11 protein-coding genes and 2 pseudogenes are annotated in these 16,553 nt (G+C 74.7%); 3 read left to right on the top strand and 10 right to left on the bottom strand.

Annotated elements, in window-relative coordinates; all coding sequences use genetic code 11:
* Positions 1-28: 28 nt before the first annotated feature.
* Entirely contained in the window at positions 29-1,672 is a 1,644-nt protein-coding gene (locus tag RM812_RS17820; RefSeq protein WP_311573564.1) for a VMAP-C domain-containing protein, read from the bottom strand.
* Complete coding sequence (locus tag RM812_RS17815; RefSeq protein ID WP_311573563.1) at positions 1,669-2,028, bottom strand: CU044_2847 family protein; 360 nt, start codon at positions 2,026-2,028, stop codon at positions 1,669-1,671. The genes RM812_RS17820 and RM812_RS17815 overlap by 4 nt, the downstream gene beginning before the upstream one ends.
* Positions 2,029-2,249: 221 nt before the next feature.
* Here RM812_RS17815 and RM812_RS17810 point away from each other — a divergent pair, with 221 nt between their 5' ends.
* The gene (locus tag RM812_RS17810; protein ID WP_311573562.1) at positions 2,250-5,885 is read left to right on the top strand and encodes a S8 family serine peptidase; all 3,636 of its coding nucleotides are present in this window, start codon (positions 2,250-2,252) and stop codon (positions 5,883-5,885) included.
* Between the two features lie 60 nt (positions 5,886-5,945).
* Here RM812_RS17810 and RM812_RS17805 read toward each other — a convergent pair whose 3' ends face one another.
* From RM812_RS17805 to RM812_RS17790, 4 genes and pseudogenes are all read right to left on the bottom strand, one after another.
* On the bottom strand, positions 5,946-6,068 hold the full coding sequence (locus tag RM812_RS17805) for a hypothetical protein (RefSeq protein WP_311573561.1): 123 nt from the start codon (positions 6,066-6,068) through the stop codon (positions 5,946-5,948).
* Positions 6,069-6,117: 49 nt separating this feature from the next.
* The gene (locus tag RM812_RS17800) at positions 6,118-7,488 is read right to left on the bottom strand and encodes a carboxyl transferase domain-containing protein (protein ID WP_311573560.1); all 1,371 of its coding nucleotides are present in this window, start codon (positions 7,486-7,488) and stop codon (positions 6,118-6,120) included.
* A pseudogene (locus RM812_RS17795) lies at positions 7,481-8,955 on the bottom strand (acyl-CoA synthetase). The gene RM812_RS17800 and the pseudogene RM812_RS17795 overlap by 8 nt, the downstream one beginning before the upstream one ends.
* Before the next feature lie 224 nt (positions 8,956-9,179).
* Positions 9,180-9,795 (bottom strand): annotated as a pseudogene (locus RM812_RS17790) (hypothetical protein).
* A 225-nt stretch (positions 9,796-10,020) separates the two neighbouring features.
* Here RM812_RS17790 and RM812_RS17785 point away from each other — a divergent pair.
* Positions 10,021-10,794, top strand: coding sequence for an IclR family transcriptional regulator (locus RM812_RS17785; RefSeq protein ID WP_311573559.1), 774 nt, complete (start codon positions 10,021-10,023; stop codon positions 10,792-10,794).
* Positions 10,791-11,633 carry an SMP-30/gluconolactonase/LRE family protein gene (locus RM812_RS17780; protein ID WP_311573558.1) on the top strand — a complete coding sequence of 281 codons (843 nt, stop codon included), beginning with the start codon at positions 10,791-10,793 and terminating at the stop codon, positions 11,631-11,633. Before RM812_RS17785 ends, RM812_RS17780 begins: the two co-directional genes overlap by 4 nt.
* 514 nt (positions 11,634-12,147) lie before the next feature.
* Here RM812_RS17780 and RM812_RS17775 read toward each other — a convergent pair.
* From RM812_RS17775 to RM812_RS17760, 4 genes are read right to left on the bottom strand one after another with little or no spacing between them, the layout of a single operon-like run.
* Complete coding sequence (locus RM812_RS17775; protein ID WP_311573557.1) at positions 12,148-13,551, bottom strand: NAD(P)/FAD-dependent oxidoreductase; 1,404 nt, start codon at positions 13,549-13,551, stop codon at positions 12,148-12,150.
* Positions 13,541-14,743: an MAB_1171c family putative transporter gene (locus RM812_RS17770; protein ID WP_311573556.1), complete on the bottom strand. Its 1,203-nt coding sequence runs from the start codon at positions 14,741-14,743 to the stop codon at positions 13,541-13,543. The genes RM812_RS17775 and RM812_RS17770 overlap by 11 nt, the downstream gene beginning before the upstream one ends.
* A 31-nt stretch (positions 14,744-14,774) precedes the next feature.
* Positions 14,775-15,959 carry an MAB_1171c family putative transporter gene (locus RM812_RS17765; protein ID WP_311573555.1) on the bottom strand — a complete coding sequence of 395 codons (1,185 nt, stop codon included), beginning with the start codon at positions 15,957-15,959 and terminating at the stop codon, positions 14,775-14,777.
* Entirely contained in the window at positions 15,956-16,486 is a 531-nt protein-coding gene (locus RM812_RS17760; RefSeq protein ID WP_311573554.1) for a toxin, read from the bottom strand. The genes RM812_RS17765 and RM812_RS17760 overlap by 4 nt, the downstream gene beginning before the upstream one ends.
* Positions 16,487-16,553: the final 67 nt, after the last annotated feature.

Raw genomic sequence — 16,553 nt, 5'->3', positions numbered from 1 at the left:
TCTCCGGACGGTCGGTGCGGCGGGCGGCTCAGCCGACGGGCGAGTGCAGACAGGCGGCGGGGTCGGTGAAGCAGCGGGGGTCGTCCCACAGGAGCTGGACCTCCCTCGCCCAGTGCTCCTCGGGGACGTCGGCGGCGTCCGCGGTCTCGCGCAGCTCCATGACGAGACGGGGGAGTTCGGACGGCGGGACACCGGCCACGGACACGGCGAGCTCGTCGAGGAACGCCGTGCCGGAGCAGGGGCCGTCGTGTTCGCCGCCCGGGCACCCCCGGCGCGGCCACAGCAGCACGGGCACGGGGACGTTGAGCCCCACCTCGAAGTGCTCCCGTACGGCTCCGGGCGGGGCGGCGTAGCCGGCGAGCTCCGCGTCGTCCCGCAGCCGCTTGCGCAGGCCGGCCGGCCGCTCCCGGGTGCCGCAGTCGACGCGGTGCAGCGTCGCGCCCGGACTGACACCGAGCTTGCGCCACTTCTTGCGCAGCTGGTGGCGGAGCCGTCCGCTGCGGTGGCGGTAGTGGTCGGTCACGACGAGGGGGTAGGCGCAGCCGAGCGGCGTGGGGTCGTCCTCGCCGCACTCCCAGTGCGCCACCGGTTCGTTCAGCCACTCCCGCGGCAGTACGAAGGTGAGCAGCTCGTCGGCGCCCGGATCGAGCTGCGCGAACGCCTCGTCGAGGCGCTCCTGCACGAAGGAGCGCACCGAGCCGCGCGCCAGCCGGCGCGCGGCCACCGGGCGGCGCTGTCCGTCGCGGTAGGCGGACACCTCGACGGTGACCTGGTCGGCGCCGGCGCCGCTGTGGTCGATCTCGACGACGATCGGCGACCATGTCGCGGGGTGCGGCGGCGGGGCGTGCAGCAGCCGCTCCAGCCGGTCGGCGAACCGGGCCACGGCGGCCGGGTCCGGCACCTCCCACTGCACGTACGCGGCGGCCTCCCACAGCGAGGCGAACCCCTGTTCCGGCGGCGGCGGGTCGAAGGCGTCCGTGGCGGAGACGTACAGCCGGTTCGGATCGCACCTCAGGCCGGTCTCCTCGGCCCGGCGCACCAGCGCGTACAGGCGCCTGCGGGTGTCCGCCCGGTGGCCCTGCGTCGGCACCAGCGCGCCGAGTTCCGGCCAGTAGCGGGCCATGACCTCGACGGGCAGCATCCTGCCGACGCGTACGTCCCGGGCGCCCGCGACCGAGGAGACCATGCCGGTCACCGTGCCGTCGGCCAGCGTCACCGCCGCGCCGCTGAACCCGGCCGCCAGCGGCTGCCCGTGCGCCGTGAGCGCCTCCAGCTGGGCCCACTCGTCCGCGATGAGCGGGCCGGGCAGGGCGCGGTAGGAGGCGAGCGTGCCCTCGTCGTACTTCTTCGGGAAGCCGTAGATGACCAGCTCGGGCGCGCCCTGCGCGGCGCCGGGCGGGGCGAAGACGGCCGGGGCGAGGGGCACCTCGCACTCCAGCTCCAGTACGGCCAGGTCGCCGCGGTCGTCGGCGCCGGCCCGCCAGCCGCCGTGGACGGCGACCGTGGCTCTCAGCTCGCCCAGGTCCCGGCGGCCCGGGAAGCTCGCCGTGATCGTCGCGCTGTCGCACCACCTGACCACGTGGGCGCAGGTGAGCAACCGGCGTGCGGAGACCAGGAATCCGGCGCCGACCTCGTTGCCGCACTCGATGCGGGCATGCCATGCGCCTCTCATGAGCGGAGGGCGGCTTCGGGGCCCTGCGGACGCGTCGTGGACGACTGGGGCGACCAGCTCAGTTTCACCACCAGATGGCCTTCCGCCGAGCCCTTCGCGATGATGGCACCCGCCTCCGCGCTGAGCTTGACCCCGAACTCCAGCTCCACCGAGTCGGGTTTGAGGGCGCCGTCCCGGAAGACGCGCAACGCCGACTCGGCCGCGGACCGCACGCCCTCCAGGGCGCCCTCGAAGGTGCCGGCCGCCTGGGCCGGGCCGTCCCCGCGCGAGACCAGCCGGGCGCCGTCCTCGTCGTCCAGGCCCTCCACGACCACCTGGGCGCCGTCTTCCGTCTTGAACTCGACCAACCCGTCCATGAGCCGCTCGCTCCCCGTGCTCGGTGCCTCTGCGGAAAGCCATTGTGACGGACGGTACTTGGCCGTGTCCCGCGTTCCACCACCGGCACGTTGCGCCACTGGCGGAAACCCGCCAGGGCGTCAATCCGCCAGGCTCAGCCAACTCCGGTGCCGCACAAGCCCCGTGAGACTCCTCGTAGCACTCGTCTCAGCACTCCAAGACGACCTGAAGAGAGGCGTGCATGAGCACAGGACCAGTCAGACGCGGGGCGACCCTCCTGTCGGCGGGGCTCGTGATCGCGCTGCTGCCGGCCGGAACGGCGGCGGCGGCGCAGGAACCGCCCAAGGACCCTCCGGCCCGCACCCCGGCGGCGGCCGCGGCCCGTACCGTCACCCTCGTCACCGGCGACCGGGTGACCGTCACCGACCTGGGCGGGGGGAAGAGAACCGTCACGGTCGAGCGGCCCGAGGGGGCGGCCGGAGCCGTGCGCACCCAGAGCTCCGGCGGCCGGACCACCGTCGTACCGGACGAGGCACTGCCGTACCTGCGCGCCGGCACCCTCGACGAACGGCTCTTCGACGTCGACGCGTTGCTGAAGCAGGGGCTCGCGGACACCGAGACCGGCGAGCTGCCGCTGATCGTGACCTACGGCAAGGGCGTGCGGGCGGCCACCCCGAAGGGGACCGAGCGGACGCGGGCGCTGCCCAGCGTGCGCGGGGCCGCCGTCGAGGCCGACAAGGGCCGCGAGTTCTGGCGCGAGTTCACCCGGCGCGGCGCCGGCATCGACGGTGTGTGGCTCGACGGGCGGGTCACCGCCGCCATGGCCGAGTCCAACGCGCAGATCGGCACGCCCGAGGCCTGGCAGACCGGGCTGACCGGCGAGGGCGTCACCGTGGCGGTGCTGGACAGCGGCGTGGACGCCGGCCACCCCGACCTCGCCGGGCGGGTGGCGGAGAGCCGGAGCTTCATCCCGGGCGAGGAGGTCGCCGACCGGCACGGGCACGGCACCCACGTCGCCTCCACCGTGGGCGGCAGCGGCGCCGCCTCCGACGGCAAGGAGAAGGGCGTCGCGCCCGGCGCCCGGCTCGCCGTCGGCAAGGTCCTCAACGACCAGGGCACGGGCAGCGAGTCCGAGATCATCGCCGGCATGGAGTGGGCCGCGCGGGACGTGGGCGCCGACGTCGTCTCCATGAGCCTCGGCTCGTCCGAGCCCAGCGACGGCACCGACCCGATGGCCGAGGCCGTCAACACCCTGTCCCGCGAGACCGGCGCCCTGTTCGTCATCGCCGCCGGCAACTCCGGTGCCCCGTCCTCCATCGGCTCGCCCGGCGCCGCCGACGCGGCCCTGACCATCGGCGCCGTCGACTCCTCGGACCAGGCGGCCTACTTCACCAGCGCCGGACCCCGCTACCGGGACAACGCGCTCAAGCCCGACCTGTCCGCCCCGGGCGTCGGCATCCTCGCCGCCCGGTCCCGGCTCAGCGAGGGCAGTGGCGACTACACCTCCATGGACGGTACGTCGATGGCGACGCCGCACGTCGCCGGGGTGGCCGCCCTGCTCGCCCAGAAGCACCCCGACTGGACCGGCGCGCAGCTCAAGGACGCGCTGATGTCCACGTCGAAGCGGCTCGACGCCTCCGCGTACCAGTTGGGTACGGGACGGGTCAGCGTGCCCGAGGCCATCGGTGCCGAGGTCACCGCCACGGGCAGCGCCGACCTTGGCTTCCACTCCTGGCCCTACGACGGCAACAAGCCGGTCACCAGGACCGTCACCTACACCAACTCCTCGGAGAGTCCCGTCGAGTTGAGCCTGTCCGTGCAGGGCGCGCCCGACGGCGTCGCCACCCTCGCCGACACCACCCTCACCGTCCCCGCGCACGGCACGGCCTCGACGACCGTCACCGGCGACGGGACCAAGGCGCCGGTCGGCAACAGCAGCGGGCAGATCGTGGCCTCGGCCGGCGGTGCTCCCGTCGCGCACACGGCGTTCGGGCTGGTCAAGGAGGAGGAGCGGTACACGCTCACCGTGCACGTCAAGGACCGGGCGGGCGCTCCCGCCGACGCCGCCCTGCTGCTGCAGCGGCTGGCCGGGGGCTTCGACCCGGCGCAGGCGTACGTCGGTGACTCCGGCACGCTGGAGCTGCGGCTGCCGCCCGGCTCGTACAGCCTGGCCTCCTACCTCGACGTGCGCGGCAGCCACGGCGCCGACTCGCTCGGGCTCGGCTTCCTCGCGGCGCCCGAGGTCGTCCTCGACGGGGACCGCGAGATCACCCTCGACGGCCGGAAGCTGCGCGAGATCAGCGCGGACGTCGACCGGCGTACCGAGACCCGGCAGCTGCTCATGGAGTACGACCGCAGCGCGAACGGCTCCGACCTGTTCAGCGCGGTCCAGGTGCCCCTGAAGTACGACAGCGTCTTCGCCGCGCCCACCGAGAAGGTCACCCAGGGCGCATTCGAGTACCGCACCGTGTGGCGGCTCGGCAAGCCGCTGCTGGAGGTCAAGGGGGTCTCGGACGCCGTGGTCCAGCCGGGCGGCACCCTGACCGAGGGCCGCAGCCGGCTGCCGCTGGTCGACGTCGGTGACGGCCCGTTCACCGGTGTCGGGGGCAAGGCGGTCCTCGCCCGGCTCACCGACGACGCCGACCCGGCCGCCCTGGCCCGGGCCGCGCAGGACGCGGGGGCGAAGGCCCTGTTCGTGACCGACGACGCGCCCGGCCGGCTGACGGCGTGGTGGGGCACGGACGACAACGCCGACCGGCCGATCCAGATCGCCACGGTCTCCGCCGCCGACGCGGCCCGGCTGCGTGCGGCCGGCCGGGTCGACATGACCGGCACCCGCAACACGCCGTACGTGTACGACCTGTCGGAGGGACACGCCGGCGCGGTTCCCGACCGGGACCTGACCTACGAGCCCGGCAACCGTGAACTCGCCGCCGTGCACACCAAGTACCACGGTGCCGAACCGGCGAGCGGGGGCGAGTTCCGGTACTCGATCACCGACACCTTCCCCATAGGCCTCGGCTTCAAGGAGCGGATCGACTACCCCGTCGAGCGGACCGAGTACGTGTCGACCGGCCCCGGTCAGCTGTGGCAAGAGTCCGTGGACTCCGCCGGCGGCGCGCTGGAGGAACGCGGCGGACTGGTCCGGTACGAGGGCGGCTCGCGCCCCGAGCTCAACTGGTTCAAGCCCGTCTGGCACCCCTACCTCGGCACCGGGCTCGGCTGGGGACAGCAGCGCACGGGCAACCAGCTCCGGTTCAACGCCCCCGGCTGGGGCGACTCCGGCCCCGACCACACCGGCTTCGGCGACGTGTGGAGCGAGGACAGCGGGATGTCGCAGACGACGTCGGTGTACCTGGACGGCGAACTGGTCGACCAGGGGCCGAGTTCCGCCGCCTACGTCTGGGACGCGCCGGCCGACGAGCGCACGTACCGGCTCGTCACCGACACCGCGCTCGACCCGGGGCGCTGGAAGCACGGGACGAAGGGCCACGCCGAGTGGACCTTCCGCTCGGCCGCCACACCGGACGACCGACGGACCTTCCTGCCCCTGATCAACCTCTCCTTCGACGTCGACACCGACCTCGCGGGCGAGGTGCGCGGCGGGAAGAAGCTGCGGGTCGGGCTCGGCGCGGAGTACGTGGCGGGCGCCCCGGACACCGGGACGCTCGGCGGCGGCAAGCTGGAGGTGTCGTACGACGACGGGAAGTCCTGGCAGCAGGTCGGGCTGCGCGGTGGCGGTGACGGGGCGGCGTCCTGGTACGGCACGCTGAGCGTGCCGCGCGACGCCGGGCACGTCTCGCTGCGGGCCTCGGCACGCGACGACCGGGGCGGCTCGGTCACGCAGGAGATCGTGCGGGCCGTGACCGTGCGGTGACACGCGGACGGCGCCGCCTCCCTGGGACGGGGAGGCGGCGCCGTCGTGTCTCTCGGACCGTCAGACCAGCCAGCCGACGAAGTGGACGAGGCCGGCGAGGATGTCGGTGAGAAGGTTCATGATCGTGCAGCTCCTTGCGCTGTGCATGTGTGGGACCTGTTGTGGGACTGGTGCGTCGACCACGGTCTGCAGCCCGTCGCCCGCACGCCGTAAGTCTCGTTGGTCCCGGTGGTCACATCCGCTCTCCTGAGCGACGATCACCTGTTCCAGGGAACACCTGATCGCCTGTTCGGATCACTCCCAGCTCGGCCAGGTCCTGCGGGCGCAGCCGCAGTTGACCGGCCGTCGCCTCCACCTCCTCGGGCGGGCGCTTCAGGATCGCCGCGGCGAGCTCCGGCGCGATGACGGAGAAGTAGCTGTCCGGCGTCACCCAGGTGCTGCCGGGCGCGGCCAGCGCCAGCGCGCCGCCCGAGCCGCCCTCGCCCACCACCAGCGTGGTGACCGGGGTGCGGACCGAGGCCACCGCGCCGAACAGGTCGGCGATCGCCGCCCCCACCCCCTGCCGCTCCGCCTCCGCGTCGTTGGCCGCGCCCGGCGTGTCCACCAGGGTCAGCACCGGGATGCCTAGCCGGTCCGCGAGGCGGATCAGCCGGGCGGCGGTGCGGTACCCGGCGGGCCGGGTGGCCGTCCCCGTCTGGGCGGCGTACGCGATCGTCCGCCCCGCGTGCTCACCGAAGCCGCAGAGCATGCCGTCGGGGTCGGTGCCCCCGCAGCGGTCGCCGGAGAGGGCGACGCGGTGGGTGAAGTAGGCGTCCAGGTAGGTCCGGGCGCGGGGGCGTTCGGGCGCGCGGGCCCGCCGGACCGCGTCCCACCCGCTGACCGGCAGGCCCCTCGCGCCCAGCGGCTCGGGCACCGGCGCCGGGTCGCCGGACGGCGCCGTCAGCAGCCGCAGCCACCGCCCCAGCGTGCCGCGCAGCTCCCCGGGCGGTACGACGGCGTCCGCGCTGCCCGCCGCCACCTGCGCCTCGGCCGTGTACGCCGCCGGGTCGGCGTCCGGCGGCCGGACCCGCGAGCCGGCGAAACCGACCTGGGCGCCGGGCAGCGCGAGCACCACGTCGGCGCCCGCGCCCAGGGTCGCCCAGCCGCCCCCGGTGGCGGGGTCCCGCAACACGGCTATCTGCGGCAGACCGGCCCGACGGGTGAGCGCCGACTGCCGGGCCACCCGCTGGAGCTGGGTCAGCGCGAGCATCCCCTCCTGCATCCGGCTGCCGCCGGTGGCGACCAGCGGCACGACGGGCAGCCGGTGTTCACGGGCGTAGGTGTACGCGGCCTCCAGCCGGTCGCCGGTACGCCGACCGAGCGAGCCGCCGAGGAAGCCGAACTCGAAGGCGAGCAGCACGGCCCGGGCGCCCTCGACGTGCCCGGTGCCGCAGACGACGGACTCCTCCTCGCCGGTGCGGTCGGCGGCGCGGGCGCGCGAGGCATCGTAGCCGTGCCAGCCGAGCGGGCCGTCGGGCTCCGGCTGCCCTTCGGGGTGGGGCAGTTCGGCGAAGTCGTCGGTGAGGAGGGCGAGGAACTCCCGCGCGGACAGCCGCTCAGCCATGGGCCAGCGCCCGCTTCATGATCTTCCCCATGTCGTTGCGCGGGAGGACGTCGAGGTGGCGGACGACACGGGGCCGCTTGTGCGGGGCGAGCCGCCCGGCGACGTGATCGGCCAGCACCTCCAGGGTGGGCGGCGACTCGGGATCGGCCGGCACGATCCACGCCACGATCCGCTCGCCCAGATCCGGGTCGGGCTCCCCGGTGACGGCGGCCTCCCGGACCCCCGGATGTTCGAGGAGCGCGTTCTCGATCTCGCCGGCCCCGATCTTGTACCCGCCGCTCTTGATCAGGTCGGTGGCCTTGCGGCCGACGATGCGGGCGTATCCGTCGGGGTCGCGCACCGCCATGTCACCGGTGCGGAAGAAACCGTCCTCGGTGAAGGCCGCGGCGGTGGCGTCCGGGCGGTTGAGGTACTCGGTGAACAGGTTCGCACCGCGCACCTGGATCTCACCGACGCTCTCCCCGTCCCACGCCGCGATCGGCGCGCCGTCCTCCTCCACGAGCCGCAGCTCCACCCCGGGCAGCGGCACGCCCACGGTCCCGGCACGCGGTTCGCCGTCGGCGCGGACGCTGGTGTTCATCAGCGTCTCCGTCATGCCGTACCGCTCGATCACCCGCCGTCCGGTCGCGGCGGCGATCCGCTCGTGGTCGTGCACGGGCAGCGCGGCCGACCCCGACACCAGCAACCGGGCCCCGGCGAGCGCCTTCGCCAGCTCCGGGTCGCCGGGCAGGGACTCGGCGATCCGGTGGTACATCGTCGGCACCCCGAACAGCATGGTCGCGCCGTCGTTCAGCTCCCGTGCCGCGCCCTCGGTGGAGAACCTGCCCAGGTGCCGCACGGAACCGCCGCGCCGCAGCGGGCCGAGGACGCCGAGCACGAGGCCGTGCACGTGGAACAGCGGCAGCCCCTGCACCAGCACGTCGTCGCCGGTCCACTGCCAGGCGTCGGCGAGCGCGTCGAGGGTCGTGGCGAGCGCACGCCGGGGGATGACGGCTCCCTTGGGCGGGCCGGTGGTGCCGGAGGTGTAGACGACGAGGGCGGGGTCGCCGTCGTCGGCGTGGTCCTCGGGGACGGGACCGGTGGCGTGGGGGGGGGGGGGGCGGGCGCGTCGCCGCCCCCCCGCTCCAGGGCGTCCAGAGCCGACGGGAGCCGGCTGCCCGGTGGCGCCAGGACGAGCGACGGTTCGCTGTCGGACAGGATGTGCGCGAGTTCCCCGTCGCCGGACTTCGGGTTGAGCGGTACGGCGGGCACCCCGGCCAGCAGTGCGGCCACCACGGCGACGGCGGTCTCCAACTCCGGTGCCGCCCAGACGGCGACCCGCCCGGCGGCCCGGATCCGTCCGGCCGTCGCACCCGCCGCGGCGGCGAGTTCGGCGTACGTCAGCGAGCGCTCGCCGAACCGCAGGGCGGGCCGGTCGGCCGGAGCGCCGGGCGGGGTCGGGGAGAGGGCCGGGAAGAGAGAGGACACGCTGCGCACTCCTTGGTTGTTGCTCACGACTGCCGGTTCCTGGCGTGGGCCTGCCCGAGGCCGGGCAGGTCCGGTACCGGCCACACCAACGCCGGCACGGCCGCCACCACGATGCCTCCGTACACCATCACCCGCCTAAAGAAACGCTCGCGGTCCGGGTCCGCAAGGCCGCCCGCCGGAAGAGGACCCGGGGGAAGAAGGCGGGGCGACGCCCGGAACGGCGGTCAGCGGTCGCCGACCGCCGTCCGCTGGAGCAGCCCCCAGGTGAACTCCGCGACCACCTCGTGGCGTACGCCGTCCCGGTCCGGGGCGGTGAAGGCGAGCCCTGGGGTCCCCCCCCACGGAGTGGGGGAGGCCCGGAGCCGAGCCCTGGAGCGGTCGGGCGGGCGCGAAGGCGCGGGCCGCCTCGTCGACCGTGCAGGACCAGGGGGTGAGGTCGTCCAGGGTGCGCAGCCGCGGTCCCTCGGCGCCCGGGGCGCGGACCAGCCACGAGTTCCAGACGACGCCCTTGTCGGCGACGAGCACCTCGAAGCGCAGGTCGGGCCAGAGGGGGAGCGCCCACTGCCGGATCTCGCACTCCAGGTCGCCGATCCGGCGGGGGCGCACCGACTCGGGCTCGCCCAGGACCGAGCGGTAGCGGGAGGCGGCCGAGCGGGCCCGAGGAGAGCGGAGCATCGCCTGCCAACGCTTGTTGGCTTCCCGCATGTCCGCGAGCGAGGCGCCCAGCTCGCGGCGGGCGTCCTCGACCGGGCCGGGGTTGTGGTCGGCCATGCGGCGCAGCAGCACGAGCTGGAAGTCGAGCGGGGTGAACGGGCCGGCGGGCCGCTTTCCGGTGGGCATGGGGACATCGTGACTCACGGGCGTGGCTCATGGACGTGGCCGGTGGCTGGTGAGCGGGGGCCGGTGGTCCTGCACGTGAGACCCGTGCAGGGGGGCGCACGCCCATTGCCCCGGCAAACGCGATATGAGTAGCCTGTGTTCGCCATTCCGATCGCCTGTTGATATCTCGAACAACGCGGGATTCGTCACCGCAGGCGCCTGAGACACCTAGGGAGGGGGCCGGACATGGGACGTCTCGTACCCGCCGTGACCCGGGCTCTCGACATACTGGAGCTCTTCCTCGACGGGGACGGCGCGCTCTCCGCCCCCGACATCGTGCGTCGGCTCCAACTGCCGCGCACCACCGTGCACGAGCTGGTCACCACGCTCGCCGCCCGCAAGTACATCGTCCCCGTGCCCGGCCAGCCCGGTCGGTACCGGCTCGGCGTGCGCCCGTACCAGCTCGGCGCCCGCTACGCCGAGCACCTCGACCTCGCGGCCGAGGGCCAGCAGGTCGCCCGGACCGTCGCCGAGACCTGCGACGAGACCGTGCACGTGGCGATCCTGGAGGACACCGACGTCATCTACATCGCCAAGGTCGACTCCACGCACGCGGTGCGCATGGTGTCGGCGGCCGGCCGCAGGCTGCCCGCCCACTGCACGTCCGTCGGCAAGATGCTGCTGGCCTCCCTTCCCGAGCCGGAGCTGGCCGGCCGCTTCCCCGACGGCGCCGAGCTGGCCGCGATGACTCCGAACAGCATCACCGACCCGGCCGCGCTGCGCGAGACCCTGACCCGGATCCGCGAGCGCGGGATCGCGGTGGAGAACCGCGAGTCCAACCCGGACGTCTCCTGCGTGGCGGCCCCGGTCCGCGACCGCACCGGCCGGGTCGTCGCCGCGCTGTCGATCTCCGTGCCCATGATCCGCTGGAGCGAGGAGCGGCGCGCCGAGCTGGAGGAGCTCGCCGTCAAGGGCGCCACCGACCTCTCCGAGCGGCTCGGCCACCGGAGCGTGGCATGACGTACGAGGTGGCGGTACGGGCCGAGGCGACCCTCGGCGAGGGCCCGACCTGGGACGCGCGGGCGGGGCGGCTGATCTGGGTCGACATCCTGGGCTGCCGCGTGCACACCTACGATCCCGCCTCCGGGCGCCGGACGGTACGCACGACCGAGCAGCACGTGGGCGCCGCGAAGCCGCGCGCGGGCGGCGGCCTGGTCCTCAACCTGCGCGACGGGATCGGCCTGCTCGACCCCGACGACTCCTTCCGCTGGCTGCACCGGGAGGCCGTGCCGGACCGCCGCGGCAACGACGCCGCCGTCGCCCCCGACGGCAGCCTGTGGGCCGGCACCATGCGCTACGACGAGGCACCGGGCGGCGGCACGCTCTCCCACGTCACCGGGGACGGCGCGGTCGAGGTCGTCCTGGACGACGTGGCGGTGAGCAACGGCACCGGCTGGAGCCCCGACGGCCGGTCGATGTACTACGTCGACTCCCCGACCCGCCGGATCGACGTCTTCGACGCCGCGGACGGCTCCCTCACGAACCGACGCACGCTGGCCACCGTCGAGGAGGGCGCGGGCTTCCCCGACGGGCTCACCGTGGACGCCGAGGGCTGCGTGTGGGTCGCCCTGTGGGACGGAGGCGCGGTACGCCGCTACACCCCGGCCGGTGACCTGGACCGGGTGATCCCCCTCCCGGTCCCCCGGATCACGGCCTGTGCCTTCGGCGGCCCCGACCTGACCGACCTGTACATCACCACGGCCCGGGTGGGCCTGACGGCCCCGCCTCCGCTGGCGGGCTCGGTACTGGTGGTACCGGGCGCGGGCAAGGGGGTGGCCCAGCCGCCCTTCGCGGGCTGAGGGACGCGGGGCCGACGGGGCAGGACCGCCCGGCGGCGGGACCGCTGACCGGGCCGTGACGCGTGGCGTACGGCCCGCGGCGAATCCGCCGGGGCCGGCCCGGCCCGCGACCGCCTGACCGGCCGCGGTCGCTGTTCGCGGCCGGGTCGCTCGGCAGGGCGACCCCGCCCACCTGCCCCAGACCGTCCTGTCCCAGGCTGCCCTGCCCCGGCGGCCGGCCTCGTCCTTGGCCGGGCTCGCCCAGGTCGGCCTGGTCCAGGCTCGTCCTGCTCCGGCGGTGGGTCTCGTCCTTGGCCGGGCTTGCCCAGGTCGGCCTGGTCCAGGCTCGTTCTGCTCCGGCGGTGGGTCTCGTCCTTGGCCGGGCTTGCCCAGGTCGGCCTGGTCCAGGCTCGTTCTGCTCCGGCGGTGGGTCTCGTCCTTGGCCGGGCTCGCCCCAGGTCGGGGCTGCCTCAGGCCGGCCCCTGCCCCAGGTCGGGGCCGTCCCCGCCCGGCGGTCGCACCGTCGCCCGGGCGGTCATACCGCCGTTCGGTCCAGCCCCCGGAGTACCTTCCGTTCCCCCGCGGTCAGCGGGGGCTCGGTCAGGCGGGGGAGTGCGGGGCCGGCGAGGGCGGCCAGGATGGCGGCGGGGTGGAGCATGCGGGTCGGGGGCGTGCGCATGCTGGTGACGTCCCAGATCGCCGAGGCCGCGGCGTAGGAGCCCGTGGCCGCCTTCGTCATGCGCCGCGAGTACGCCGTCACGACGCGGTCGGCGAGGCCCGGCCGTCCGCCGCGCACCCCCGGGTAGAGGACGTCCTGGCCGACGGCCATGGACCACGCCGCGTCCACCGACCGCGCCGCCCCCCGCAGCACCCGCCGGGCGAGCCCGGGCGCGCCGAGGCTTCCGGCCCGGTCCAGCTCACGGCCGAGGACGCGCGCGCCGAACGCGGCCACCGACATGCCCTGCCCGTACACCGGGTTGAAGGTGGCCAGGGCGTCCCCCAGGACGACGAAACCGTCGGGCCATCGGGCGGACTTCTCCAGGTACCGGCGCACGTTGCTGGTGGACCGGCTCAGGTGCACGTCGGTGAGCGGTTCGGCACCGGAGACCAGCCGCCCCACGATGGGGTCGGGCAGTTCGAGCGTGTACCGCAGGAACCCCTCCGGATCCGTCGGCGGCTCACCGCCGCGTGTGCCGCCGCAGCTCACCATCCACCGGTCACCCTCGATCGGCAGGATCATCGCGCTCCGCCCCGGCCGCGACACGTACGGGTCGGGCTGCACGAGCGTCAGCGGGAACCGCTCCGCGCCCTGCGGCACCCGGTAGACGCGCGTCGCGTTGACCAGCCCGGAGTCCACGGTGTACTCCCGGACGCCGGACAGCCCGAGCCCGTCGAGCCAGGTGACGACCCGGGTACCGCGCCCGCTCGCGTCGACGACGAAGTCCGCGTCGAGCTCCGTCTCCCCGTCGGCGGCCGCGACGCGCACCCCCCGTACGCGACCGGCGGACCCCGTCAGCCCCACCGCCACCGCCCTGCGGACCTCGACCGGGCAGTGCTCCCGCACCGCGTCCCGTACCGTCCAGTCCAGCAGTGCCCGGCTGCACGTGAGCATGACGGGCCCCTCGCGCCGCCACCGCCGCAGCCAGCCCTCGGGCGTGCGGGCCAGCAGGCCGGAGCTGAGGGACACCTCGTGGGCTCCGGCGGCGAGCAGCCGTTCGCGCAGGTCCACGCCCGGCACCAGCTCCTCCATCGCGGCCAGCCCGCCGGCCATGAGCAGGTGCGCGTGCCGCCCCTGCGGCAGCCCGCGGCGGTGCTCCGGCCCCTCGGGCAGCTCGTCACGGTCCAGCACGATCACCTCGTCCACCCCCGCGGTGGACAGCACGGCCGCGGCCAGCATTCCGGCCAGGCCGGCACCGATGACGACAGCTCTACGCGACATGGGGCTCCTCGGGTTCAGCCCTGGGTCCGGTCAGGGCAGACGGAACCGCGCCGTCGGGCGCGGTGGGCGGGCGGTCCAGCGCCTGCGCCAGTTCCACCAGCCCGCTCGGGCCGGAGACCTCGGTGGCGTGCAGGCGGTACCTGCCGGCGGTCTCGGGCGGTTCCTCGCGGGCGGCGGCCCGGCGCGCGGAGTCGGCGAGCATGGCCGCCTCCGCGGCCAGACGGGCCTGGTGGGGGGAGCGGCCCGCGCGCAGGGCGGTGTCCCGCACCCGCTCACGGACCCGGTGGTCGAAGTACGGCGCCAGCGTGAGCAGGGCGTCGTGGATGGACACCTCGCGCCACTGGAGCCGGGCCTGGGGAAGCTGCCACCAGGCGGTCGGGGGCTTGGGGGCGGTGGACACCGACTTCACCAGGGACCACAGCGGCTCCAGCCGCCGGTAGTCGCCCAGCCCCCGCCACTGGGCCACCACGGGCGGCAGCAGCCTCGGCAGCAGGAACCCCGCCGAACACAGCAGCGCGGCCAGCGAGGCCATCGGCGGGGCGACGGTGGTGGACAGGAAGTCGAGGTCGTGACCCCACCAGCGCGCCACGACGGCCGTGTACTTGGTCAGCTGGAACCCCACCACGTCCAGCAGCGCCCCCAGCAGGATCAGCCGCAGCCCGGTCCGCAGCGGTCCGCCCACCTCGCGGCCCCACTTGACGCAGACGGTGCACATCACCAGCATCGCCGCGCTGTGCCCGAGCAGGTACAGCAGGATCATCTCCCGCATGAACGGCGTGTCGGCGTAGTACGTGTCGAGGTCGGTCAGCCGCTCGGTGTCCGTGTCGGCGAGCGTGAACAGCACGACGATGGCGACCACCAGCAGACCGTAGGCGGCCATGCTGCGCAGCACCATGCGCCGCACCCGCGCGCGGGAACCGCCCCGCCAGTTGATCAGCAGCACGAGCACGGCGCAGCTGTACGCGGAGAGCATGCCGTAGGTCAGCGGGGCCCCGAAGTTGGGGATGCCGGTGAGCTCGTTGACGGTGGCGAGGGTGGCCGGGGCGGCGCAGACGAAGACCAGCGCGCCCAGGACGATCGCCACGCAGGTGGACAGCGTCAGCGGGTTGCGCAGGGCCGTGCGCGGACGGCGGAAGAGCAGTACGGAGGTCATCGCGAACACGAGGGCCGCGAGATACACGACGAGGCTCATACCGGCAGGTTCCTCTCGCCCGGGGCCCGGTTCACGCGGTTCCCGCCGTGGTCGCACCGCTCGGCACGGCGGGGACCGGCGGCACCGGCGTGGTGCCGGCCAGTACGTCGGCGATCCGGCCGAGGGCGGCCGGGCCCGGCACCCGGTCGGGGAGCGGACCGGCGCCGTCGGACGGCGGGACCTCCCCCTGCGGGGCCGCCTCGCGCCGCAGCGCGGCGGTGATCGCCGCGGCCCAGGCGGCGGCCTCCGCCCGCTGCGGGTCACCCGTCGCCGCCAGTACCCCGGCGTGGGTCCGGTCGTACAGATCCCGGTCGAAGTAGGCGTCCAGGTGGCTCAGCGCGTTGTGGACGCTGGTCTGGCGCCACATCAGCCGGGTGGTGGGGGAGGCGAACCGGGGCCGGGGCAGCCGCAGCGTCCGGCGGGTGAGCAGGTCGTCCAGGGCCCGCTCCAGGGGTTCGAGCCGGGCGTACGTCCGCCGGGCCCGCCGCCACTCGGTCACCCGGGGCGCCACCAGCGGGACCAGCACCCCGACGACCGTCAGCAGGGCGCCGAGCCCGGCGGCGGCCGGGGGAACGGTGGTACCGAGCGCCGGCCAGTCGCGCCCGGACCAGCGGCCGCCCACCGCGACCAGCTTGGCCACGCTGTACCCGGCTCCGCACACCGAACCGGTCCCGAGCAGCGCCAGCCCCGCCCGCAGCCCGCCCCGCACCTGGCGCGCCCAGCGCAGGGCCGACACCGCGGTGACGGTGACCGCGGAGAGGTGCGCGACCAGGTACAGCACGATCATCTCGGCGAGGAACGGAGTCGTCGCGTAGTAGGTGTCCAGGTCGGTGCGGCGCTCCACCGGCGCGTCACCGAGGGCGAAGGTCACCGCGATGCCGAGGACGACGGCGGCGTAGGCGAGCGTCCAGCGGCGGGCGGTGCGGTGCACCCGGGGGCCTCCGCGCCAGTGGACGACGAGGACCTGGGAGGCGGCGCAGTACCCGGTGATCGCCGCGTAGGTGAGCGGAGCGGCGAGGTTCGGCACGCCGCTCAGCCGGTTGACGGCGCCGACCGTCGGCGGCGCTCCGAGCAGGAAGCAGAGTCCGGCCAGTCCCAGTACCGTGCAGATGGCGCGCAGGTACGGGTCGCCGCGGTGCCGCAGCAGGTCGGGGGCCTTCACCACCAGGCCGAGCCACAGCACCCCGCAGCTGATGTAGTTGATCAGGCCGTTCATCTCTTCGTCCCGCGGTAGTTGAGCGCGGCTCCGATGCGTCCGGCGAGGTCCTGCGGGTCGTCGGGTTCGCCGCCCTCCGCGGCGAACACCGAGTCGGTGGAGGCCTCCAGCCAGGTGCGCAGCCTGCGGCCCATCAGCATGCCGAAGCGGTCCGCCTCCTGCTCCTCGGCCAGGGAGAAGTCGGTGCGCGCGGCGACCGGACGGGGCCCGGCACCGGCGGCGGCCCGGTCGGTGTCCGCCTGACGGCGGCTCATGTGCCACACCTCGTGGCAGAGGATGACGATCTGGTGCCACACGGCGGCGCGCTCGTCCACCACCACGTCGTCATGGCTCTCCCGCTCCAGCCACAGCCCGCTCGCGGTGTGCGGCGGGAACGCGGCCCGGTGGACGATCACTTCGCGTCCCCGCCACGCGCTGACGGAGGCGACGAGCGCCTCGAACAGCACCTCGGGATCCGCCGGGACCGCCACCCGGATGGGGTCGATGAGGGCGTCAGCGAGACGACGCATCTCCTTCCTGGTACGCACCGCTGTCTCCCTGTTCCCCTGGGGGTTGATCGGTCACCTGTGCAATATGCCAAGTCGGGTGCCGTCC

Origin of the sequence: Streptomyces lancefieldiae (assembly GCF_031845825.1) — a bacterium.
Classification (GTDB): domain Bacteria; phylum Actinomycetota; class Actinomycetes; order Streptomycetales; family Streptomycetaceae; genus Streptomyces; species Streptomyces lancefieldiae.
The sequence above is the reverse complement of the archived record's forward strand: the minus strand, read 5'-3'. Positions and strand labels throughout refer to the sequence as shown.

Excerpts from the sequence above, each read along its gene's own strand:
- RM812_RS17770 (WP_311573556.1), bottom strand. The coding sequence starts at position 14,743 with ATGAGCCTCGTCGTGTATCTCGCGGCCCTCGTGTTCGCGATGACCTCC.
- RM812_RS17785 (WP_311573559.1), top strand. The coding sequence starts at position 10,021 with ATGGGACGTCTCGTACCCGCCGTGACCCGGGCTCTCGACATACTGGAG.
- RM812_RS17810 (WP_311573562.1), top strand. The coding sequence starts at position 2,250 with ATGAGCACAGGACCAGTCAGACGCGGGGCGACCCTCCTGTCGGCGGGG.
- RM812_RS17765 (WP_311573555.1), bottom strand. The coding sequence starts at position 15,959 with ATGAACGGCCTGATCAACTACATCAGCTGCGGGGTGCTGTGGCTCGGC.
- RM812_RS17815 (WP_311573563.1), bottom strand. The coding sequence starts at position 2,028 with ATGGACGGGTTGGTCGAGTTCAAGACGGAAGACGGCGCCCAGGTGGTC.
- RM812_RS17800 (WP_311573560.1), bottom strand. The coding sequence starts at position 7,488 with ATGGCTGAGCGGCTGTCCGCGCGGGAGTTCCTCGCCCTCCTCACCGAC.
- RM812_RS17780 (WP_311573558.1), top strand. The coding sequence starts at position 10,791 with ATGACGTACGAGGTGGCGGTACGGGCCGAGGCGACCCTCGGCGAGGGC.
- RM812_RS17775 (WP_311573557.1), bottom strand. The coding sequence starts at position 13,551 with ATGTCGCGTAGAGCTGTCGTCATCGGTGCCGGCCTGGCCGGAATGCTG.
- RM812_RS17820 (WP_311573564.1), bottom strand. The coding sequence starts at position 1,672 with ATGAGAGGCGCATGGCATGCCCGCATCGAGTGCGGCAACGAGGTCGGC.